Annotated in this window: 12 protein-coding genes; 7 read left to right on the top strand and 5 right to left on the bottom strand. The window is 60.6% G+C overall.

What is annotated here, in order from left to right; translation table 11 throughout:
• The 7 genes from EXQ56_02040 to EXQ56_02010 all read left to right on the top strand — a co-directional run bounded on the left by EXQ56_02040 (position 1) and on the right by EXQ56_02010 (position 13,261).
• Positions 1-207 (top strand): hypothetical protein, encoded by a 207-nt coding sequence (locus EXQ56_02040; protein ID MSO19235.1) that lies wholly within the window; start codon positions 1-3, stop codon positions 205-207.
• Positions 208-2,679 (top strand): DUF1592 domain-containing protein, encoded by a 2,472-nt coding sequence (locus EXQ56_02035; protein MSO19234.1) that lies wholly within the window; start codon positions 208-210, stop codon positions 2,677-2,679.
• Complete coding sequence (locus tag EXQ56_02030) at positions 2,676-4,046, top strand: DUF1552 domain-containing protein (protein ID MSO19233.1); 1,371 nt, start codon at positions 2,676-2,678, stop codon at positions 4,044-4,046. The genes EXQ56_02035 and EXQ56_02030 overlap by 4 nt, the downstream gene beginning before the upstream one ends.
• Before the next feature lie 69 nt (positions 4,047-4,115).
• Positions 4,116-5,717: a hypothetical protein gene (locus EXQ56_02025; protein ID MSO19232.1), complete on the top strand. Its 1,602-nt coding sequence runs from the start codon at positions 4,116-4,118 to the stop codon at positions 5,715-5,717.
• Positions 5,718-5,966: 249 nt separating this feature from the next.
• Positions 5,967-9,236 (top strand): hypothetical protein, encoded by a 3,270-nt coding sequence (locus tag EXQ56_02020; GenBank protein MSO19231.1) that lies wholly within the window; start codon positions 5,967-5,969, stop codon positions 9,234-9,236.
• A 186-nt stretch (positions 9,237-9,422) separates the two neighbouring features.
• Positions 9,423-11,876: a DUF1592 domain-containing protein gene (locus EXQ56_02015; protein ID MSO19230.1), complete on the top strand. Its 2,454-nt coding sequence runs from the start codon at positions 9,423-9,425 to the stop codon at positions 11,874-11,876.
• 29 nt (positions 11,877-11,905) lie between these two features.
• Complete coding sequence (locus EXQ56_02010) at positions 11,906-13,261, top strand: DUF1552 domain-containing protein (protein ID MSO19229.1); 1,356 nt, start codon at positions 11,906-11,908, stop codon at positions 13,259-13,261.
• 145 nt (positions 13,262-13,406) lie between these two features.
• Here the strand turns inward: EXQ56_02010 and EXQ56_02005 are convergent, their stop codons facing one another.
• The 5 genes from EXQ56_02005 to EXQ56_01985 form a co-directional block, all read right to left on the bottom strand.
• Entirely contained in the window at positions 13,407-14,642 is a 1,236-nt protein-coding gene (locus tag EXQ56_02005) for a flavodoxin-dependent (E)-4-hydroxy-3-methylbut-2-enyl-diphosphate synthase (GenBank protein MSO19228.1), read from the bottom strand.
• A gap of 140 nt (positions 14,643-14,782) precedes the next feature.
• The gene (rseP, locus tag EXQ56_02000) at positions 14,783-16,129 is read right to left on the bottom strand and encodes an RIP metalloprotease RseP (GenBank protein ID MSO19227.1); all 1,347 of its coding nucleotides are present in this window, start codon (positions 16,127-16,129) and stop codon (positions 14,783-14,785) included.
• Between the two features lie 36 nt (positions 16,130-16,165).
• On the bottom strand, positions 16,166-17,350 hold the full coding sequence (locus tag EXQ56_01995) for a 1-deoxy-D-xylulose-5-phosphate reductoisomerase (GenBank protein MSO19226.1): 1,185 nt from the start codon (positions 17,348-17,350) through the stop codon (positions 16,166-16,168).
• A 58-nt stretch (positions 17,351-17,408) separates the two neighbouring features.
• The gene (locus EXQ56_01990) at positions 17,409-18,197 is read right to left on the bottom strand and encodes a phosphatidate cytidylyltransferase (protein MSO19225.1); all 789 of its coding nucleotides are present in this window, start codon (positions 18,195-18,197) and stop codon (positions 17,409-17,411) included.
• Positions 18,198-18,206: 9 nt separating this feature from the next.
• Complete coding sequence (locus EXQ56_01985) at positions 18,207-19,034, bottom strand: isoprenyl transferase (protein MSO19224.1); 828 nt, start codon at positions 19,032-19,034, stop codon at positions 18,207-18,209.
• Between the last annotated feature and the right edge of the window lie 23 nt (positions 19,035-19,057).

Below are 19,057 nucleotides of genomic sequence, written 5' to 3'. Positions count from 1 at the left end.
TTGGAAATTGCTCGCGTGGATGGCAGTAACATATTGAAAAAAATAGAGTTGCTAAGTTTTCTTCGGCAAGAGTTTGGGATGGTATTAAATCATGCAATTTCATTGCTTGACTTGTTGCGATTCCCTGCTATAAATGGCAGTCAAGAGGACTTGTTTCCTCTTGGAGCTGCGGGCGCGCTCACTGAGTTGAACTATGCCCGCGATTGAATGGCCGAAGGCCGAAGGTTGTTGATGAATATCAGACGGAATTTTCAGGTGGCGATGATCGTGGTGGCGCTGGCCACGAGCGCATCCAGCCAAGCGCAGCAACAGCCTGCCGCTGTTGCGCCAGTTTCGCCGCATCGCGTGCTGGTCAGCCGCTATTGTGTTACCTGCCATAATGAAAAACTCAACACCGCGGGCCTGTCGCTCGATAAGGCTGACGCTGATGATGTTTCCCGCGACGCGCAGATTTGGGAAACGGCCGTCAAAAAATTGCGTGCCGGACAAATGCCTCCGGGAGGCGCGCCGCGCCCTGACAAAGCGACGCTGACCGCATTCACCACGTATCTGGAGACTTCGCTCGACAAGGCCGCCGCAGCCAATGCGAATCCTGGGCGAACTGCCAGCGTGCATCGTTTGAATCGTGCCGAGTACACCAACGCCATCCGTGATCTGCTAGCCATGGAGATTGACTCTGCATCGTTGCTGCCCCCTGATAATATCGAGCATGGATTCGATAACATTGGGGAAGTGCTCTCGGTTTCTCCCGTGCTGATGGAGCGCTACATGCTTGCGGCGGGCAAGATCAGTCGCATGGCCGTGGGCGATCCCACGCAGAAGCCCAGCGGCGTTACCTACGAAACTCCGCAGTTGGTGGTGCAGGAGGATCGCGCCAGCGAAGACTTGATGTTCGGCTCGCGCGGCGGACTTGCCGTGCGCCACAACTTCGCGCTCGATGGCGAGTACGAGGTCAGCATCAAGCTGGTCCGCAACAACGACGGCTACATTCGCGGGCTGCGCGATCCGCATCCGCTCGACATTCGCGTGGATGGCGCGCGCGTGAAGCTGTTCACGATTGGCGGCGAATACCGCGGTCGCTCCGGTCCGATCTTCTCGCGCAATGATCCGGACTATCGCGGCGACACCAAGCAAGTGGACTACGAATATTCCGCCGATGATGCGCTGGTTTCGCGCTTCCCCATGAAGGCAGGCGCGCGCCTGGTGGGCGTTGCGTTCCTAATGGAAAACTCGAAGCCCGAGGGCGTGTACACGCCGCCGCTGCTCTATGCCGACCTGGGCCAGTATCGTGGCGGCAATCCGGCCGTGGCCTCGGTTACCATCACGGGACCGTTTGCGCCCAAAGGCTCGGGCGAGACCGCCAGCCGCGAAAAGATATTCTCCTGCGCCCCGAAAAGCGCCGCTGAGCAGGAGCCTTGCGCGCGCAAGATCATCTCCACGCTGGCGCGCCGCGCCTATCGTCGTCCCGTGGTGGCCGGCGAGATTGATCCGCTGATGAAGCTTTATGTCGAAGGCACCAAGGACGGCGGCTTTGAAGCAGGCGTTCAGCTTGCCGTGCAACGCATCCTGGCTGGCCCTGAGTTTCTGTTCCGCGTGGAGCAGGATCCCACGGGCGCGGCGACGGGCAAGCCTTACGCGGTTAGCGATCTGGAACTCGCTTCTCGGCTATCATTTTTTTTGTGGTCCAGCATTCCCGATGAAGAGTTAATCGCACTCGCCGAAAAGGGCAAGCTGAAGGACCCCGGTGTGCTCGACCAGCAGGTGAAGCGCATGATGGCGGATCGTCGTGCCGAGGCGCTGGTGAGCAACTTCGCCGGCCAGTGGCTGAGCCTGCGCAACCTGAAGCTGCTTTCGCCTGACCCGGATATGTTCCCGGATTATGATGACAACCTGCGCGAGGGATTCGAGCGCGAGAGCGAACTGTTCTTCGCCGATATGCTGCACGAGGACCGCTCCGTCCTGGATATGCTGCGCGCCGATTTCACATATGTGAACGAGCGGCTGGCCAAACACTACGGCATCCCCAACGTCTATGGCAGCCACTTCCGCAAGGTTTCTCTGGCGGACGCGGCCTTCAACACTCGCCGCGGCTTGCTCGGCCAAGGCAGCATTTTGACGCTGACTTCGCGCGCCAATCGGACTTCACCGGTGGTGCGCGGCAAGTGGGTACTGGAGAATTTGCTGGGCACGCCGCCGCCGCCGCCGCCACCAAATGTTCCCGATCTGCAACCCAAGAGCAAGGAAGGCAAGGCGCTGACCTTGAAGCAGCAGATGGAGCAGCACCGCGCCAATCCTGCCTGTATTAGCTGCCACAAGCTGATGGATCCCATCGGCTTCGCCATGGAGAACTTTGATCCCATCGGCAAGTGGCGCACCGAAAGCCCATTTGGCGATGGCAACCCGCCCATTGACGCCACCGGCGTGCTGCCCGACGGAACCCCGATCAACGGCACTGTGGAGTTTCGCGAGACGCTGCTCAAGAATCCCCACCAGTTCATGAACACCGTGACTGAGAAGATGCTTATCTATGCATTGGGACGCAGAGTGGAGTATTATGATATGGCGTCGGTGCGCAAAATTCTGCGAGATGCCGCGCCCGGCGGATACCGCTGGTCGGCCCTGATTACCGGAATCGTAAAGAGTCAGCCGTTTTTAATGAGGAGGTCGAAAGAGCTATGATGATATTCAAGAAAGCCATTCCCCGTCGTACATTCCTGCGTGGAGCGGGTGCCGCCTTGGCGTTGCCTATGCTGGATAGCATGTCGCCAGCGATGGCAGCGGTGAACGACACGGGCAAGAAGCCCCTGCGCGTGGCGACCGTCTTCGTGCCCAATGGCCGCATCATGTCCAGATGGACGCCGCGCACCGATGGTGTGGGTTTTGAAATCTCCCCTACCCTCGCGCCGCTGGCTCCCTTTAAGGACCAGCTCACGGTGCTGACGGGCCTGAACATCAAGGCTGCCGACGCGGTGGGCAACGAGCCTGGCGGGGTACACGCGCGCCCGGCCGCCGCTTTCCTTACGGGTTTGCATCCGAAGCCCGGCGGGGCGCTCGGAGTGTCGATGGACCAGATGATCGCCCGGGAGGCGGGCAAGGAAACGCAGCTCGGGTCGCTCGAAATGGCTCTCGACGCGCCTGAAACGGCTGTTAGCGACGGCAGCTACGGCGCCTATTACATGAACACCATTTCCTGGCGTGGCGCTGCGACGGCGCTGCCCATGGAGATCAATCCGCGCGCCGTGTTCGAGCGCATGTATGGTGATACCGATTCAGCCGACGCAGCCGCTCGCGCTCGCCGTATGCAGAAAGAGCGCAGCATTCTGGACTCCGTTAGCGACGGTGTCTCGCGCATGATGGGCGGCATCGGATCGGGTGACCGCGCGAAGTTGAGCGAGTACCTCGATGCCATACGCGATATTGAGCGCCGCATTCAGGTGGCCGAAAAATCCGATGAGCCCGCCGAGGGTCAACCCACCGTGGCTGGCAAATCAAACTTGGAGCGGCCCGCGGGCATTCCCGCGAAGTACTCCGAGCATGCCAAGCTGATGTTTGATCTGCAAGTGCTGGCGTTCCAGTCGGACCTGACGCGCGTCACCACCATGATGATGGGCCGCGAGCAAACCGACCGAACCTTCCGCGAGATTGGGGTAGGCGACGGCCATCACCCGCTCTCGCACCACAAGGAAGTTCCCGAGACGATTGAACTGGTGGCGAAAGTTGACCTGTTCCAGGCCCAGTTGTTCGCGCACTTCATTGAGCGGTTGCGCAACACGCCGGATGGCGATGGGACGTTGCTCGATCACTCGCTGGTGCTGTTCGGCAGCGGCTTGAGCGATGGCAATTTCCACATCCACAACAACATTCCGGTCATGTTGGTCGGCGGCGCGCACGGCAAGCTGAAGGGTGATCGCCACCTGCGCTTCCCCGGGCAGCCGTTCTCGAACGTGCTGCTGTCGGTGATGGATATCGCCGGCGTCTCCGTAGATGGATGGCTCGATGCCAAGTACAGCGACGCCACCGGCAAACTGGATTTGACGACTGTCTAGCGAACACGTTTACTCTGTGAGACCCTTTCAAACCGAAGCGCGGGGGGCAACCCCCGCCTTCTTATTACGATGCGCAATCGAATCTTCCTGACTAGTTTGTTCTGCCTGGCCGCCACCGCACAGCGCTTGTTCGGGGCTGCGGATGACTTCCGTCTGGTGGAAGCCACCGAGCGCGGCGACCGAGTGGCGATCAAAGCTTTGCTCAATGCCAAAGCGGATGTGAACGCAGCGCGGCCCGATGGCGCGACACCGCTGGCATGGGCGGTGCATCACGACGACGCCGAGTCGGTGGAGTTGCTGATCCGCGCTGGAGCGAACGTCAGCGCCGCGAACGACTACGGCGTTACTCCACTCACGTTGGCCTGCACCAACCGCAATGCGGCTATGGTTGCGACGCTGCTGAAGGCCGGTGCCAATCCGAACCTCGCGCAGATCACGGGCGAGACGCCGCTGATGACCTGCTCCAGCACCGGCACGGTTGAAGGCGTGAAGGCTTTGTTGGCCAAGGGCGCGGATAGCAGCGCCGCCGAGAAGAGGAGAGGCCAGACCGCGCTGATGTGGGCCGTGGCGGAAAGGCATCCTGCGGTGGTGCGCGCATTGGTAGACGGTGGCGCAAGCGTCCATGCCCGCTCGAAAATCATTCCCAATCGCGACCCTTACGTCATTGAAAGCTCCAACATTTTCGGCGGCAGTTACGAGGCGGGTGTGTACTTTCCGAAGACCACCGGCGGATTTACGTCGCTGCTGTTCGCCGCGCGGCAGGGCGATCTGGAATCCGCGCAGATGCTGATCGCGGCTGGCGCCAAAGTGGACGATGCCTCGACCGAAGACGGCACGCCGCTGGTGGTGGCCACGCATAGTGGGCATGAGAAGGTTGCGCTATTTCTGCTGGAGAAAGGCGCTGATCCCAAGGCGACCGACGCTTATGGAATAACCGCGCTACACTACGCGCTGGTTGCCGGCATTCAGGCCATTGATGGCGCCACGCGTTCCGATACCGACCGCTTCGGTTGGACCAAACAAAACATGCCCGAGTTGGTAAAGTCGCTGATGGTGAAGGGTGCCGATCCCAACGCGAAGATACTTAAGAATTTCCCCCCCTACGATTACGCGCCCATCGCCCGCTCCATCGGCAACGATCACCCGCAGTTGAGTTTGATCGGCATCACCCCGTACATGCTGGCCGCGGCTTCTGCCGATGTGTCCGCAATGCGTGTGCTGGTCGAGGGTCGCGCCGATCCCAAAACTACCACACCCGAAAATGTTTCTCCGGTGATGATTGCCGCCGGATTTGGCACCGATCGCAACATGCGCAGCGAAGCTGCGGCGCTGGAAGCGCTGAAGGTGGCGGTTGATCTGGGCGGGGACGTGAACGCGGCCAAGGAAGACGGGCGCACCGCGCTGCACGCGGCGACTTATCTCGGCTGGACTTCCGTGATTGAATTCCTCGCATCCAAGGGCGCGAACTTGGACGCCAAGGACATGTACGGACAGACGCCAATTTCCATCGCCATGGGCGATCCGGAAGGTCTGATCTACCGGCAATTGGCCGGTGGCCGCTACGATGACCGCTTTCGCGCCGGGCGCGAGCAGAAGAAGACAATTGAGATGCTGTTGAAGCTGGGCGCAACGCCGTTCACCGGCAAGTATCGCGACCGTTCCGGCGAATAATTTTCGTGACCATTTCCAATCACGTCAGCCCTTCTCCTTTAATTTAATTCACCTAAATTTATTGACATGCCCTCCCCGGTGTGATTAAATCCTGTCCAGTGAGCAGTTTGGTTGGGTTTAACATTGAGTTAAATAGGGACATGGAAATAGGCCGGACGAAATGGCGGTGCGCCAAAACTGGCGCTCGACATTGGGCGTGCGGAATTGGCGCGCCGACGTCAACGATTTTAAGAAACGAGGGAACGAATCATGAATATGGGGCAACGATTTGCCAAGTGGGGAACTACCGGCGCGATTCTGATGCTGGCGGGAATTTTGCTGCTGGCCAGCCCGCGCGAGTTACGCGCGCAATTGCCTGTGGGCAACATCGCCGGCGGCGTGCATGATGCGAGCGGCGCCGTCATTCCCGGCGTAGCCATCACCGCCACCAACAGGGATACAGGCCTGGTGCGCTCCACCGTCTCGGGCAGCACAGGCCGCTATGTGGTGCCCGCGCTGCCGGTGGGCGAGTACGACGTCAAGGCGGAAGCCCCCGCGTTCGCCGGACAGATTCGGCAGAATATCGTTGTCGCCATCGGCCAGGAGTCGGTGATCAACTTTTCGCTGGCGGTCGGCTCGGTGGCCGAAGCGGTTACTATCACGGGGGAAGCGCCGCTGATCGAGACCACCTCCGGCGCGGTCGGCGGTCTGGTGAATGAGCAGCGCGTGCAGGAGTTGCCGCTGAACGGCCGCAACTTCAACGAACTAGTTCTGCTGCAAGCCGGCATCAATGTTCATAAGCAGACCTCCAGCACTTCCAGCACAGGCACGGGGCTGGTGTTCTCGAGCAATGGCGCGCCGATCCGCTCGAACTTCATGACGCTCGATGGCGCGAACATGGCTTCCGCCGAGGGCCTCACCGGCGTCAGCGTAACCGGCTCGATGCTGGGCATCGAAGGCATTCAGGAATACCGCGTCATCACCAACTCGTTCCCCGCTGAATACGGCATGACCATGGGCAGCCAGATCACGGTCGCCACCAAGAGCGGAACGAATCGCTTCCGCGGCTCCATGTTCGAGTTCCTGCGCAACAGCAATTTGGACGCCAGCAATTTCTTCTATAAACCTGTGAATCCCTTAACTGACCCACGCATCCCGGCCTTCCGCCGCAACAACTTCGGCGGCGCAGTTGGCGGGCCGGTGATCAAGGACAAATCGTTCTTCTTTCTAACTTATGAAGGCAACCGCGAACGGCTCGGCGATACCAAAGTATTGGCGACACCCACCGCAGCCGCCCGTCAAAACGGAGGCCTGGTTCCCACGATCAATGCCGCTGTTCGGCCATACCTGAACCTCTATCCGCTGCCCACCGGGTCGCTGCCGAGCGATCCTAATCAACTGAGCGGCGTTGGTCGGTACATCTACGTTTTCAAGCAGCCGACCCGCGAGGACTTCGGCCAGGCCCGCGTGGACCACTCCTTCTCCGAGACCGACTCGATGTTCACACGCTACACCATCTCGGACAACGCCCTGGTCGATTCGGCGGAGAACTGGCCGGAGTTCCCGCGCTTCGGCAACAGCCGCGGGCAGTTTCTGACCGTTGCCGAGAGCCACACGTTTTCGCCTGTCCTGCTCAATCAGGTTCGCGCTTCCTTCAGCCGCACGTTTGGCCGGTTCGATTCCGCGACTTATGAAGACCCCAATCTGGAATTTCTCCCCGGCTTTGGCCTGGGTGGCATTGCACCCGGCAGCGGCGTCACGGGCATTGGCCCATCGACTCCCTGGATTGTCTTCAATCAGAACCTCTACACTCTGAGCAATGACATCTATTACACTGCCGGGTCGCATTCCTGGAAGTTCGGGACGCTGATCAACCGCTACCACGTCTTCACCGAGCCGACCACTTCGCGCCGGGGAAGCTACGCGTTTTCCAACATCACGAATTTTCTGAACGGGATTCCGCAGTCGTTCGGTTCGGAAACTCCTGGCTCGAACACTTACAAGCATTACGCTTGGTACACGCTGGGGTTCTACCTGCAGGATGACTGGCGGGTAACGCCGCGGCTGACGTTGAATCTGGGATTGCGCTATGAATCGCACACTTCGGTGAACGAACAGAATGATCGCGGCTCGCACTTTGCTGATGTGACTCGTGATCGGCTGACCATTATTTCACCCGAACTGTTCCACAATAATTCCAAAAAGAACTTCGGGCCGCGCTTTGGCTTTGCCTGGGATCCCAAGGGCGATGCCAGGATGGCCGTGCGCGGCGGCTTCGGCCTGCTCTACGACATCGCCAACATGGCGGCTGCGGCGCAGGTAGCGGCCACCGGCACGCCTCCCTTCGCCAGCCGCTCGACCATTACCGCAGCGAATGCCAGCGCAACCACCCCAGCCGTTGTGGTGGCCTTCCCCCGACCCAATTTGGCGTCGGCGCTGCAAGCCCGCGGCGCGCGCATCACGGATTACAATCTACAGCAGCCGCACATGCTGCACTACAACCTCACTGTCGAGCGTCAGCTACCGGCGAGCTTCTCAGTGTCGGCGGCGTTCGTGGGCACGCGCGGCATTAATCTCTATCAGACCAAGGAAGGCAACCCGGTGGTCCCCGGCGGCATTCCGCTGAACGGAACTTGCGTGGCGCGTCCAGCAGGACAGACTTATGTAACCGATGGGCCGAAGTGCTGGCTGATCGGTGATCCGCGTCTTAACCCGAATTGGGCCGAGATCGAGCTCAAGAGTGCGGCAGCGGATTCCTGGTACAACGGCTTCCAGATGACGGTGAACAAGCGCATGGGCAACGGCCTGCAGATGCAAAGTTCCTACACCTTCAGCAAGGCGCTGGACACCACGCAGGGTCAAAAGGGCGGAGAAGCGGGCGGCGCCGGCAACACGGGCCTCGACCCGGACAACCCGGCTTATGATAAAGGCGCGTCCGATTCCGACACGCGGCATAACTGGACGGTGAACGGTCTATACCGGCTGCCGCTGCCGGAGATGAGCGGGATCGCTGGCGTAGTTACCAACGGCTGGCGTTTAGGTGGCATCTTTAGCGCCAAGTCGGGCCTGCCATTTACTCCGCTGCTCAGCGGCAACCGCTCCCGCTCGCTGGTATCGGCGGGCGTGGCGGATCGTCCGGACATCGTCCCCGGTCGCACGCCGGAGGACATCATCCTGGGCGGGCCGGATAAATACTTTGATACCTCGGCATTCACGGTACAGAACGTGGGCTTGCTGGGAACATCTCCGCGCAACTTCCTGCAAGGCCCCGGGCAGGTGAACTTGGACCTGTCGCTGGCCAAGGAGTTTAACGCGCCCATCCTCGGTGAGTCCGGTCGGCTCGATTTCCGCTTCGAGATGTTCAATATATTTAACCACCCCAACTTCAATATTCCCGTCGCGGGCCGCACGGTGTTCACCGCTACGGAAAACGCTCCTCTTCCCGGCGTGGCGGCGGCTCGGCCTCCCGCGGCCGGCTCCATCGACCGCACCCGCAGCGATGCGCGGAAGATTCAATTTGGTCTGAAGCTGAACTTCTAACTAAAACTCATCAACCAGCAAAAGTGCCTTCTCCGGAAGGCCCTTTTGCTTGCTGCGGGCCGCACTCCAGCGGGTGTGGCTTTCATGGTGAGCCAAGAAATCATGCTCTCACGCGCGCTCAAGCTCTGCTAGAATCAGAGCGAGTATGCCTGTGTCTGGAGGCCGGATTTGGACGCTCTACTGAACATGCTGCGGCGTGCCGTACTTGCCGGATTTGTCGTTGTCGCGCCGTGTATTTCCGTGGCGCAGACACCCCCTCCTGCCTCGCCGGGCGCGGCCTACACGGCGCTGGCCAATAAGTATTGCGCGACCTGCCACAATGAGAAGCTGCGCACGGCTGGGTTTGTGCTGACCGACAAGAATTTCGATCAGGTCGGTCAGCACGCCGAGGACTTTGAAAAGGTTCTCATCAAGATTAAGACGGCCACCATGCCGCCGCCCGGCGCGCCGCGTCCCGATCAGGCCACCTACACCGCATTTGCAAATTATCTGGAAGGCGAACTCGACCGCGCCGGGGCCGCTCGCCCCGACCCGGGTCGCCCCGCGCTGCATCGGCTGAATCGCGCCGAGTATGCCAACGCCATCCGCGACCTGATGGGTCTTGATGTCAACGCGGAGCGGCTGCTGCCCAACGATGACGCCAGCTACGGCTTCGACAACATCGGCGATGTGCTGACCGTCTCCCCCACATTGTTTGAGCGCTACCTGACCGCGGCGGGCAAGATCGTGCGCACCGCGCTGGGCGATACCTCGATGCGCCCCGAGATGGAAGCCTACTCCGTGTCCACGCGCATGATTCAGGATGAGCGCGCCAGCGAGCTGGTACCCTTCGGCTCGCGCGGCGGCCTTGGCGTGGAGCATTACTTCCCAGTTGATGGTGAGTATGAGTTGAAAGTGCGTCTGGCGCGCGACCGCGTTCACGACATCATCGGCCTGATGCAGCCGCACCAGATGGATGTCCGCCTTGATGGCGCAAAACTTAATACCTTTACCGTGGGCGGCGGCCCCACCAACGGCGGCCGGTCAGGTGAGCCTGTCGCTTATGGCGGACAGGATTACGACAAGCCGGCGGGCGGGGATGAAGAAAGCTACGAGCGCACCGCCGATGCGGGGCTGGTGTTCCGTTTCCCGGCCAAGGCGGGCAAGCGCGTGATCAGCGTTTCCTTCCTGACCAAGTCCGGTCTGCCGGAGGGAACCTTCCGTCGCAAGCTGGCGGGCGCGCAATATGCGCAGGTTGACGACCTGCCGGGGATTGGCTACGTGTTCATCACCGGCCCGATCACCGCCACCGGGTCAGGGGACACCACTAGCCGCAATGCAATACTTTCCTGCAAGCCTGCCAGACTGGAAGAAGAGGCTGGCTGCGCGAAGCAGATTCTCTCGCGCCTGACGCGGCGCGCCTATCGCCGCCCGGTTACCGACCACGAAGTACAGACGCTCATGGATTTTTACGAAGCAGGCCGCAAGGAGGCGCAAACACTGGGTGCCAACGGCAACGCGTTTGAGTCCGGCATTGCCATGTCGCTGCGCCGCCTGCTCGTCGCGCCGCAGTTTCTGTTCCGTCAGGAGAGCGATCCGGCGGGTATCGCGCCCGGCGCGCCCTATCGCCTCAGCGATCTGGAGCTGGCCTCGCGCCTGTCATTCTTCCTGTGGTCCACCGGGCCGGATGAGGCTCTGCTGAAACTCGCGGAGCAGGGCAAGCTGAAAGACCCCAAGGTGCTGGAGCAGCAGGTTCGCCGCATGCTCGCCGACTCGCGCTCCGAAGCGCTGATCAGTAACTTTGCCGGACAGTGGCTCTACCTGCGCAACATGGAGAAGATCGTGCCGGACCCGGAGGTCTTTCCCGAGTTCGACGAAAACATGCGCGCCGCGTTTCGCACCGAGACACGCATGTTCTTCGAAAGCATGTTGCGCGAGGATCGCAGCGTGCTGGACCTGATGCGCGCCGACTACACCTTCCTCAACGAGCGGCTGGCGCGGCACTACGGCATCGGTGGCGTCTACGGCAGCCACTTCCGCCGCGTCAAACTCAGCGACCCCAATCGCATGGGGCTGGTGGGGCAGGGAGCGATTCTCACCGTTACCTCGTATCCCAATCGCACCTCGCCCACCTTCCGCGGCAAGTGGGTGCTGGAGAATATTCTCGGCGCGCCGCCCCCGTCTCCGCCTGACGCCGTGCCTTCTCTGAAGGTGGAGGACGAAGGCGGCCAGGCACTTTCAGTGCGCGATTCGATGGAGCAGCATCGCAAGAACCCGGCGTGCTATGGTTGTCACTCGCGCATGGACCCGCTGGGCTTTGCGCTGGAGAACTTCGACGCCATTGGCCGTTTCCGCACGACCTCGGGAACTGGGCCGGGAGCCGCCAAGATTGACGCTTCGGGCGTGCTGCCCGACGGCGCAAAATTTTCCGGCCCTGCCGAGTTGCGCGCCCTGCTGGTCAGCCGCGGCGATGAAGTGGTCTCCGCCACCACGCGCAAGCTGATGACCTACGCGCTGGGCCGCGGTCTTGAGTATTACGACATGCCCGCCGTGCGCTCGATTGTGCGCGCCGCCGCGCCCGGCGATTACCGCTGGTCGTCAATCATCATGGGCATCGTCAAGAGTGTTCCGTTTCAGATGAGGAGGTCCGCCCAACCATGACCAAAGTCATGAACAATAATGCGACCGCAATGATATTCAAAAAGTCGATTCCGCGCCGGACGTTTCTGCGCGGCGTGGGCGCCACGCTGGCGCTGCCGCTGCTCGATGGCATGACGCCGGCGTTCGCGGCGGTGCCGGCTATGACTGATGCCGATGCCGTGAAGAGGCTGGCCGTCATCTACTCGCCCACCGGCATGTGCATGGATAAGTGGACGCCCGCCGCCGAGGGCGCGGGTTACGCGCTGACTCCCATCCTGGAGCCCATCGCCGCTTACAAGGATCGCATGGTGCTGTTGAGCGGTCTGGCGCTGCGCAACGCCGACGCGCTGCTGCCCGGCGAAGGCGCGGTCGGGAATCACTCGCGCGCGAGCGCCGTGTTCCTCTCCTGCGCGCATCCCAGGAAGACCGAGGGCGCGGATCTGGAAGCGGGCACCACGGTGGACCAGATTGCCGCGAAGGAGTTTGGCAAGAAAACGCAACTGCCTTCGCTCGAGCTGGCCTTTGAAGGCGAACTAGTGGGGACGTGCGAGGCTGGTTATAGTTGCGCGTATCTGAACACGGTGTCGTGGCGCAATCCGACCACGCCCATGCCGATGGAGACCGAGCCGCGCGCAGTGTTCGAGCGGCTGTTCGGCGACACTGATTCGCTGGACCCGGCGGCGCGCCTCGCGCGTCTGCGCCAGAACCGCAGCATTCTCGACTCGGTCATCAATGACGCCAAGACCATGCTGACCGGCCTCGGCTCTACTGATCGGCAGAAGATGGATCAATATCTGGAAGCGGTGCGCGACGTGGAGCGCCGCATCGGCATGGCCGAAGAACAATCCGCGCGCGAGTTGCCGCGCATCGAGCGTCCGCTGGGCGTGCCGGAGACCTACGCCGAGTATGCGCGCCTGATGTTCGACATGCAGATACTCGCTTTCCAGACTGATATGACACGCGTCTCATCCACCATGTTGGCGCGCGAGCAGAGCGCCAAGGCGTATCCGGAGATCGGCGTTGGCGACCCGCATCACCCGCTCACGCATCACAACGGCGATCCAGTGAAGGTGGCGAAAGTCCTGAAGATCAACCTGCACCACATGGCCACCTTCAACTATTTTCTCGACAAGATGGCCGCCACGCCCGATGGCGACTCGTCGCTGCTCGACCGTACCATGGTCGTCTTCGGCAGCGCTATCAGCGACGGCAACCTGCACCTGCACGACAACCTGCCCATGATCGTGTTGGGCGGCAAGCTCGCCAAGCTGAAGGCCGGCCATCATATCCGCTATCAGCAAGCCACCCCGCTGGCAAACTTGTATCTCACATTGTTCGATCAGTTGGGAATCAAGTTGGACACGCTAGGCGACTCCACCGGTAGACTGCCGGGGTTGACGGCGTAAGCGAGAGACAAATCCAAAATATCGAACGATCCCACCGCCTTGGGTTGGTCCGAGGATTCTGCTTTGTTGTCCATAGAGCGAACCATAAAGCAGATTCCTCACTCCGCTCGGAATGACACACCTTAAACATTTCTTCGACAAACTGTCAGATGGAAACCTGCTGCTTGGCGGAGTAGTGTGACTCGACATAGGTGTTCAGGATTTTGATGAACTCGGGGACGATGGTGTCGCCGCGCAGCGTTACTAACAGGCGGCCGTCGGCGTAGACCGGGGCGACGGGGTCTTCGAAGGTGCCGGGGAGCGAGATGCCGATGTGGGCGTGCTTGGATTCGCCGGGGCCGTTGACGATGCAGCCCATCACGGCGACATGCAAGTCTTCCACGCCAGGGTACTGCGATTTCCAGACGGGCATCTGCTCGCGCAGGTAAGACTCAATCTGCTGGGCCATCTCCTGGAAAAATGTGGAGGTAGTTCGGCCGCAGCCGGGACACGCGCTGACTTGCGGCGTGAAGCTACGGATTTCTAGTGATTGCAGAATCTGCTGCGCGACGATCACTTCTTCGGTGCGGTCGCCGTTCGGCGCGGGCGTGAGCGAGACGCGGATGGTGTCGCCGATGCCGTCTTGCAATAGTATCCCCATCGCCGCGGTCGAGGCCACAATGCCCTTGCTGCCCATCCCCGCTTCTGTGAGGCCAAGGTGCAGCGGATAGTCGCAGCGCGGCGCCAACATGCGGTAGACATCAATCAGGTTCTGCGCGCTCGATACTTTCGCGCTGAGGATGATGGAGTTGTGCGGCAGGCCGTACTGCTCGGCCATTTCAGCGGAGCGCAGCGCGCTCTCGACAATCGCCTGGCGCATGACCTGATCAGCGGCGAGCGGCTCAGCGGCGTGGGCGTTCTCATCCATCATGCGCGTGAGCAGGGCCTGATCGAGCGAGCCCCAGTTGACGCCGATGCGCACGGGCTTGCCGTTGTCCCGCGCGACCTCCACCATGGTGCGGAAGTTGTCGTCGTGTTTTTTGCCGATGTTGACGTTGCCGGGATTGATGCGGTACTTGGCCAGCTTCCGCGCACAGGCCGGAAATTTCTTGAGCAGCAGGTGCCCATTGTAATGGAAGTCGCCGATGATGGGCACGCGAAGGCCCTGTGCTTCCAGCCGCTCGACGATAGGTGCAATGGCCGCCGCGGCCTCATCGGTGTTGACCGTGACGCGCACCAGTTCAGACCCAGCGCGCGCCAGCGCGGCGACTTGCTTGACGGTTCCGGCTATATCCGCCGTGTCCGTGTTGGTCATGGACTGCACAACGACCGGGTGCGCGCCGCCCAGCTTCACGCCGCCAATGTCGCTCACCACGGATTTTCTACGCTGTATCGCCGCCATAGCGACCATTTTAGCACGTGCAAACCGCACCGCGATGGAAGGGAATTTGGATATGGACTGACTGCAACCGCGCGTTTGAGTCGGAGTAAGAAACGCGGCACCTGAGGGATGCCGCGTTGAGAATTATGTTCTAGCGTTGGTTACGGTAAGAATTTTTCGAAGCGCTCGGGTAATGACTTCACGATGTCGTTGTAGATGGTAAAGACGGCGATGAGCATCAGGAAAGCGAAGCCCACCTGGGTTACGCGCTCCTTCAGTTTCAGGTTGAGGTCGCGGCGGATGGTGCCTTCGATCAGCAGCATCAGGATCATGCCGCCGTCGAGCACCGGGATGGGCAGCAGGTTGAAGATGCCGAGGTTCAGGCTGATGGCGGCCATCAGGCTGATCAGGTCGGCGAAGCTCTGACGCAGCGCGGCGCCGGAGAGCCGGGCGATGCCGATGGGGCCTTCCAGCGTGCGCGGGGAGAGTTCGTTGGAAAATATCTTGCCGAGGAACTCAAAGATGAGCAGCGCGAATTTTTTATTGGTGGTCAACGACTCACCAAGCGCCGCGCTGAATGATAATTGCCGGTTGATGACTTCGTTGGTGAACTGCACGCCGATGCGCCAGCGCGATTCGGACTCGCCATTGACCTTGCTTGGGACCGGCGTCATCTGTGCGGTGATCATCTCAGTGCCGCGCGCATAAGTTATCTGCAGGGGCTGGCCTTGATTCTTTTGCACCAACTCGGATACCGCGGGCCAATAGGTAACGGTCTGCCCATTGATCTCCGTGAGCACGTCGCCCGCCTGCATGCCGGCCAGCCCGGCGGGCAGGTCCGCTTCCACCGCCTGAATCTTCGCAGACATGCGCGGAGCCCAACCGACATCGCCAATTTGTGAGCGCCCGGTGGGCTGAGGAACCACCGTGGCATTCACCGCGGCGCCGTCGCGATCAACGGCCACCGTTAAAGTTTGGTTGGCGCTGGAGGCGACCTCGATCTCAATATCCGTCCAACCGGGGTTCTCCATCTCGTCGAGGCGGGTGATGCGGTCGCCAGGAAGCAGGCCCGCTTTGGAGGCGGACGAGTCTGGCGCGATGTAACCAATTACCGCAGGGCCTTCCGCGTACGCGGGTTTCTGATAGCGAAACATATAGAGGCCGGTGAGCAGCACGATGGAAAGGACAATGTTCATCGCTGGTCCCATAATGGCGACGATGAAGCGCTGCCAGCGCGGCTTCATCTGAAACTCGTCGGGGGCACCGCTGGTGGGGTCGTCGGGATTCTCGCCGGACATTTTCACGTAGCCGCCGAAGGGCAGCACGCTAAGGCGGTAATCGGTGCCGCCGCGCTCAAAGCCCCACAGGCGCTTGCCGAAGCCGATAGAGAATGTCTCGACGCGGATGCCAAAATATTTGGCGGCGAGGAAATGGCCGAGCTCATGGATGAACACCATGATGCCCAATACGATCATTACGCCGATGATGCTAGTTGCAAAGTTGTACATCTCTACCTCTCAGTACCGCTACGTTCAACACCGTTGCTAGCCGCGCGTCGTGAGCATTTCTTTCGCCAGGCGCCGGGTGGCCAGGCGCCGGCACTCGGCGTCATGGTCGAGAACTTCATCGACGCTGGTGAGCCTACGAACCGGCAATTCATCCAACACTGCTCCAATCACTCGACTGATGGCGCCGAAGGGAATTCTGCCTTCGAGAAAAGCGGCTACAGCTATTTCATCGGCCGCGTTCAGCGCGCATGTAGCGGATTGACCCGCCCGCATGGCTTCGTAGGCCAGCCGCAGACAGGGAAAGCGCGCCGTATCCGGCTCCATGAAATCCAGTCTGGCCAATCCAGCCCAGTCAAAGCCATGGCTATTGGATGCCATCCTCTCCGGATAGGTTAGCGCATATTTTATGGGAACTTGCATATCAGTTACCGAGAGCTGTGCGATTACCGACCCGTCAATAAACTCGACCAGCGAATGGACGGTGGACTGGGGGTGTACTTTGACACGAATCTGATCCGGGGTGAAACCAAAAAGCCAATGTGCTTCAATCACTTCGAAGCCCTTGTTCATGAGCGTGGCCGAGTCGATGGTGATGCGATTGCCCATCTTCCAGGTGGGATGGTTCAGCGCGGCTGCGATGCTGGCCGACTCGATTTGCTCGGCGGTGGAGTGGAGAAACGGGCCGCCGGACGCGGTTAGGACAAGTAGGCAAGCCTCAGCGCGGTGACCAGCACGCAGACACTGGTGTACCCCGTTGTGCTCGCTATCGACGGGCAGCAGTTCGGTTCCTTTGCGATGAGCAAGCTCTGTGGCCAGCTCTCCCGCCGCCACCAGCACTTCCTTGTTGGCCAGAGCCACTTGCTTGCCAGCTTCCAGCGCCGCAAACGTGGCTGGCAGGCCGGCGACGCCCACGGTGGAGGAGAGCACTACGTCGATTTCAGGCAGTGTGGCCGCTTGTCTCATCCCTTCGCGACCAACAGTGATTTCAGGGATGGGCCCGGTGCCGCCAGCCTTCAGTTCGCGGCAAAGGGCATTGGCTGCCGCCTCGCTGCCCATCGAGACCAGCGACGGATGGAAGGCGCGAACCTGTTCGGCGAGCAGTGCGACGTTCTCCCCGGCCGTGAGGCTGGCCACCTGGAAACGGTCCGGGTGGGCCTCGATCACCGCTAGGCAGCTTCTGCCAATGGAGCCCGTTGAGCCAAGTATGCCTATTTTTTTCATAGAGTTGCAGGCTATTTCAGGGGTGCCTCGGGTTTCAGGGGTGCCTCGGAGATGATACTTAATGCTTCATCAAAAGCCAATAATACCATAGCATCGGCGCGGCGAATAAAAGCGCATCAATGCGGTCTAGTACGCCGCCGTGTCCGGGGACGAGCTGCGAGGAATCTTTCACTCCCGCGCTGCGTTTCATGGCGGACTCAACCAGGTCGCCGATCTGGGCGGCGATATTCACGGCGACCGACAACAGGAAGACGGTCCAATCATGGAAAATGAAATATCCGGCAACGCCCACGATCATCGCGCCAACCATTGATCCTGCCACACCCTCCCAGGTTTTCTTGGGACTAATGCGCGGAAACGCCAGATGCTTACCGAAGGCCAGCCCGGTAAAGTAAGCGGTCGAATCGCTGGCCCAAACCACCACCATTGTAAACAACACCAGTGGCGCGCCGCCCTCCTGGCGACTAATCCAAACGTAAACACTCAAGGGAACGGTCGTATAGGCCACGCCGAGCAGCGTGCCGCATGCGGTCGGGAAGTAATGGGCGAGATTGCGTTGCGGCGACATTGCGGCGGAGAGCACGATCAAAAGCAGCAACAGGATCAATGACGCCGTGCCCTCGGCTAAAAAATCCGTCAGCGCGACGGCCATTAGCGCGATGCTGATCGCATGACCGGGCACATGCAGCATGCGCGAGCCGGAGACGGCTTCGGCCATGCGAAAATACTCCCACAACGCCGCTTGCGCGAAGACAGTTCCCGCTGCGGCCAGCGCCCAGGAGGGTGCCCACAGGACGAGGTAGATGATGACTGGAATTAAGACGAGGGCAGTGAGGAGGCGCCGCATGACGGTGCTTTATGCTCCGTGCTCGCCCAAGCCACCGTACCGGCGCTCGCGTTTCTGGAAGTCGATAATGGCCTCAAGGAGATGACGGCGGGTGAAGTCGGGCCAGCAGGTTTCCGTTACATAGATTTCGGCGTAAGCGATCTGCCAGAGCAGGAAATTGCTGACTCGCATTTCGCCGCTGGTACGGATGAGAAGGTCGGGATCGGGTAGTCCGCCGGTCGAAAGATTCTCGGAGACGGTGCGCTCGGTAACATCCTCCGTTCGCAGCTCACCGCGCTGAACGCGAGCAATGATCGACTGAATGGTATCGACCATCTCGGACCGCGCGCTGTAGTTGAGCGCTACGTTGAGCACCATTCCGGTGTTTCCGCCGGTGATGCGCATGGCGTCGTCGAGATCCCCGCGGACTTCAACGGGCAACTGCTCATAGCGGCCTAGAATCTGTAGGCGAATATTATTTCGATGGATTTCAGCCAACTCCTTGCGTAGATATTCGCGCAACAGTGACATCAACGTGCTGATCTCGGTTTGCGGTCGCTTCCAGTTTTCCGTCGAGAAAGCAAACAGCGTCAGTGCTTTCAGATGGAGACGAGAACCGGTTTCCACGATCTCGTGTACTGCCGACGCGCCGGCGCGGTGGCCTGCTATGCGAGGCAGACGCCGCCGCCGGGCCCAGCGTCCATTGCCATCCATGATGACCGCAATGTGACGGGGCAGGCGCGAAAGCTCCATCTGGGCAACCAAGTCCGGCTCACCCAATTCGCTTAAGTCAATGGTTTGGTGAGGAGCCGGGTGAGCGGCTGTAAGTCCTAGTGAACTCAATAGTTCTCCTGCCATCCAATCCAGTTATCTGAATGAAT

The organism is Acidobacteriota bacterium (genome assembly GCA_009691245.1).
Classification (GTDB): domain Bacteria; phylum Acidobacteriota; class Terriglobia; order 2-12-FULL-54-10; family 2-12-FULL-54-10; genus SHUM01.
Note: the sequence above shows the minus strand (reverse complement) of the source record. Positions and strands in the feature narration are given on the sequence as shown.